At 38.3% G+C, this 3,695-nt stretch carries 7 protein-coding genes; 1 reads left to right on the plus strand and 6 read right to left on the minus strand.

Annotation, left to right across the window (positions count from 1 at the left end):
* Window positions 1-258 precede the first annotated feature (258 nt).
* Window positions 259-462, plus strand: coding sequence for a phage integrase N-terminal SAM-like domain-containing protein (locus N473_RS27015; RefSeq protein WP_196766479.1), 204 nt, complete (start codon window positions 259-261; stop codon window positions 460-462).
* Between the two features lie 302 nt (window positions 463-764).
* On the opposite strand, the gene N473_RS24765 is transcribed toward N473_RS27015, so the two are convergent.
* From N473_RS24765 to N473_RS24790, 6 genes are all read right to left on the minus strand, one after another.
* On the minus strand, window positions 765-1,121 hold the full coding sequence (locus tag N473_RS24765; protein ID WP_063370275.1) for a hypothetical protein: 357 nt from the start codon (window positions 1,119-1,121) through the stop codon (window positions 765-767).
* Window positions 1,122-1,237: 116 nt separating this feature from the next.
* A complete protein-coding gene (locus N473_RS24770) occupies window positions 1,238-1,630 on the minus strand; it encodes a hypothetical protein (RefSeq protein WP_063370276.1) in 393 nt (130 codons plus the stop codon).
* 119 nt (window positions 1,631-1,749) lie between these two features.
* On the minus strand, window positions 1,750-2,205 hold the full coding sequence (locus N473_RS24775) for a macro domain-containing protein (RefSeq protein ID WP_063370277.1): 456 nt from the start codon (window positions 2,203-2,205) through the stop codon (window positions 1,750-1,752).
* 114 nt (window positions 2,206-2,319) lie between these two features.
* On the minus strand, window positions 2,320-2,673 hold the full coding sequence (locus tag N473_RS24780) for a hypothetical protein (protein WP_063370278.1): 354 nt from the start codon (window positions 2,671-2,673) through the stop codon (window positions 2,320-2,322).
* A gap of 82 nt (window positions 2,674-2,755) precedes the next feature.
* Complete coding sequence (locus N473_RS24785) at window positions 2,756-3,076, minus strand: DUF7677 family protein (RefSeq protein WP_063370279.1); 321 nt, start codon at window positions 3,074-3,076, stop codon at window positions 2,756-2,758.
* 117 nt (window positions 3,077-3,193) lie between these two features.
* On the minus strand, window positions 3,194-3,400 hold the full coding sequence (locus tag N473_RS24790; protein ID WP_063370280.1) for a hypothetical protein: 207 nt from the start codon (window positions 3,398-3,400) through the stop codon (window positions 3,194-3,196).
* Window positions 3,401-3,695 lie beyond the last annotated feature (295 nt).

Below are 3,695 nucleotides of genomic sequence, written 5' to 3' on the forward strand. Positions count from 1 at the left end.
TAGTTCCATACTCTAGATGCCTAACATTTTTATCTACGAAAAATGTCGCATAACAACAGCTTTTCAAATACGCACTTTAATACCCTGAACCATAACAATAAGTCAGACAGATGTCACCAAATTAGAAATGGTTAAAGTACGTCACTTGTCGTATAACAGTGATATTTGACAAATACTGAGTGCTGAATATATGCATATAAATAAATATAAATGTAACCGCCTGTTAAATATATATTTTTATCCATGATTCAGGCGCTTATGTATACGCAAAGATATGCCAAATGTACCATTTCATGTTACCTCTATTGGATAACTGCCTTTATTCAATTTCATAATATATTGCACGCAAAAACACTTTGTGAGGAGACGGTAGAGCAGTTTTTGAGTCAAAAAGCTAAGCCAACAAAATGTGACAGCAAATACTCAACCTCAGGCGCTCACTGTACTTGTGTATATGTATAAAGAGTTCAGCAAACAACCACTTCGTCTATCGCTTAAATTCCAATAATATAAATTTGTGCCTGTCCCATTTAGCTTGCCCTGTCCCATTTAGCTTGCCATCCATAGACCGAATGCAGAGGTGCAGTATCATATCTAAATTATCAAAGATGAATTCGTTGACAATCGGGGGAGTCCATATAGCCCGCATAAAGGACAGCAAAACGTCGCGGCAATTCGTTTAAACTTGGGCGAAGCACCAGAACTCATCGCCGCATAGTTTTAATGTCCCAGCCGTGCTTTTCAGCGGCGACTTGATGCGATTGTTATGTGCTTGATTTGCAGGTTACCTGATTTTCTTTAACCAAAAGAACCACACGCTTATGAACCTCATTATTTTTAACGTAACCACACTTACCCGACAACACAAGACCACTTTCAATTTTGAGCTGGTATTGATAAACACCGTCACTTTGTTCTAACGCATAGTAAATCGTGTTCTTCGAGCCAGCAGTAATGGGACCAAAGTCCAAACCTGAGCTTGGCAAGTTAACCCTTGCGCTTTCAACTGCCGATTTTGAGTTGTTTATCACCGTTACACTAGGAAGCACAAAGAAGTAAGTATGGTATGCCGCAAACAGAATGCACACCAGTGCTGTCACAATCTTGAATGTTAATTTCATAAGCTTCCGAAAGCACATAACGCTTTGCACAAAGGCGCATGCTTGGTGGCTTTTTTGCTCCGAAGGGATTAGCAAAAAAGTAGCCAGCGAGTATGCGTCCTTTTTGATGCAACTTGTTATGTTTTATTTGTGGGGCAACTGCTATCATCGAACGTGTATTCGTATATCCCGTGTTCTCTTTTTAAAACCACTTTATTTGAATTTACTACAATAAACTCTAACTTAGCACTGTTTAAAGCGTTTAGTAGGCCATTACAATCGCCGATATCATTTGGCTGTGGAAGACTCTGCATAGTCACAAGAGCTTCCATGAAGTTACTATTCTTGTTTTCTTTATTCAATCCCATTTTTAATTTTGGACCTGAAGGTAAATTCGCTCTTTTAATTTTAGTGCCAGTAATAGTAATTTTCTGTGAGCTTTCAGATTCAACGCTAGTACCTTTTTGAGGCGGATTAGCGGAACAGGCGGATAACAAAAACCCAATAAATAGAACATAAAAAATTTTCATCAAAACTCCACTTCGAGATAAAACATAACGCCGTAAATAAACGGCTAAAAATAGTTGGCTAAAATTTGTGAGGTACGAACAAAGCCAACTATTTTTGGTCCGCACTTTAATTTGCTTTGTTATGGTGCAAATTTCACTAATGTATGATTTTCACCTGCTAGTTGGGTACTGATGATGTTAGAAATAATTTCCCAGTCCCCACCGGCTAATCCAGCACCAATTAACGGATAACCGATACGTTTGCCTGAAAACGAATGCTTAATTAATGCAAATACTTTTTCTATCGCCTCGTAATCTGCTTTTACACCTTTGCCGCGCCAATGATGTTGCGTATAAGCATTTACTATTGTTATCTCGTGACCGTTCCTCAAAACCGTTGCACTCGAGTATGTGCCTAATTTTTCTTTGACACCTTTTTCTGTACTAACATCAGCTTTAAAAGCTTCAGGAAATTCAGTTTTAATTCCTTTCGCAATTCCCGCGCCCATCGTGCAGTAGCAATTACAGCCGTGAATAATTACATCAAAATTACCGTCGAGAGCTAGTTTAATCAAATCACCGTCAATCGTTTTCACTATATCTTCCTATGCACCATAACGCCGCAAACAAACGGCTAAAAATAATCGGCTAAAATTTGTGAGGTACGAACAGAGCCAACTGTTTTTTGTCCGCACTTTTAATTTGCCTTGTTATATTTCGTCGTGTTCAAGCAACTCAAATTTGATTGGTAATTTGCGCATAAGCTCAATAACTCTTTGGGGTTCTCTTTGTTCAGGAATTTCCAACAAATACGGGAAGTTGGGTTTTCCTTCATGGTGGTAGCCTTCACCTGAAACAAAGTTAGGGTAAAGTTTAATTTTACATTCATTCTTTGATAAAGCATATTCTCCCCACCAGCCACTTTCGTGATCAACGAATTCAGTGGAGAAGGCTTTAGCTAATACTACTTTGAGAAGTTCGTAGTTACCCTCTTTCGTTATATATGTGAAATAGTGTTTTACCAATCTCGCCTCGCAGAAATATAACGCCGCGTTAAACTGCATAGTAATGCTTGCTAAAATGTGAAGCGAAGCGAAACCAAGCAAGTATTACGGTGTCCGACTTTTTAAACACCTTGTTAGAACGCTAAACTTTATCTTCAATGTCTGGTGGATCATACAACTCAATTTCCCACTCTTCAAATGGCGGAGAGACCTCAAAGCTTGGCTCACAATATGACTTTATGTAGTCTGTTGCTCTACGCTGAGCATGAGTGAAATTCAAAACATTTCCATCTGAATCCATTTCTAGCACGTTTACAAAAATCGCATATGCCATTTCGATTGCACTTGGATCGTTGCCATATAAATCCAAGTATTCAATATCTTTTAACATATAATGTGTACCACTTGACATAAAATATGCAAACTTACGTAGTGCACCACTAAAATCATTGCTTACTTTCATAATTAACTCTACTCGAGAACGTTATAACGCCTGCATATGAGACGCATTGTTTTTAGCGCGCAGCGCGTTAATGCGTCCTGTGGCAAAGCCACGAACATAATGTACTTGTTAACTGTTTTACCCTGCGACATCAGTTAAGTTTTTTGCATCTGAATAGGCAGACTTATAGTTGGCACCTAGCAAAGTATTTAACCCAACCAAGAATGTTGCACTGCTATCCCAACATGCAATTTCAAACTCCGCACCAGTCAGTTGTGTTGATGGCTCAGAGCCATCCCAATAACTAGGGTTATCGTATACATAAGGGTCTTTTTTAAAAAACAAATAGGACGGGCACTTTTCTTTTCCTTTTCTTTTCTTTTCTTTTTTAAAGTTAGAACCGAATTGCAGAAAAATATTCCAAGCCTAAGGTTTTTCTGAGCAACACGATTAAAATCCGCCTTATGATAGAAGCAAATATAACTTAGGAATATATTCATTTTATTAAACAAGAAGTGTCTAGATTGATACGCAAGGATAAAACTATTTCCTGCTAACCAACTCCCTTATACCAATTCACATCATTTTTAGCGGCATGTGTTCTTAACACAGTTTGCGAACCTGCGAAGTTACCGTAGTG

It is taken from the genome of Pseudoalteromonas luteoviolacea CPMOR-1, from assembly GCF_001625685.1.
In the GTDB taxonomy this organism is placed as follows: Bacteria; Pseudomonadota; Gammaproteobacteria; order Enterobacterales; family Alteromonadaceae; genus Pseudoalteromonas; species Pseudoalteromonas luteoviolacea_K.

Coding starts and splice junctions, on each gene's coding strand:
- N473_RS27015 (WP_196766479.1), top strand. CDS start 259: ATGTATACGCAAAGATATGCCAAATGTACCATTTCATGTTACCTCTAT.
- N473_RS24765 (WP_063370275.1), bottom strand. CDS start 1,121: ATGAAATTAACATTCAAGATTGTGACAGCACTGGTGTGCATTCTGTTT.
- N473_RS24770 (WP_063370276.1), bottom strand. CDS start 1,630: ATGAAAATTTTTTATGTTCTATTTATTGGGTTTTTGTTATCCGCCTGT.
- N473_RS24780 (WP_063370278.1), bottom strand. CDS start 2,673: ATGCAGTTTAACGCGGCGTTATATTTCTGCGAGGCGAGATTGGTAAAA.
- N473_RS24785 (WP_063370279.1), bottom strand. CDS start 3,076: ATGAAAGTAAGCAATGATTTTAGTGGTGCACTACGTAAGTTTGCATAT.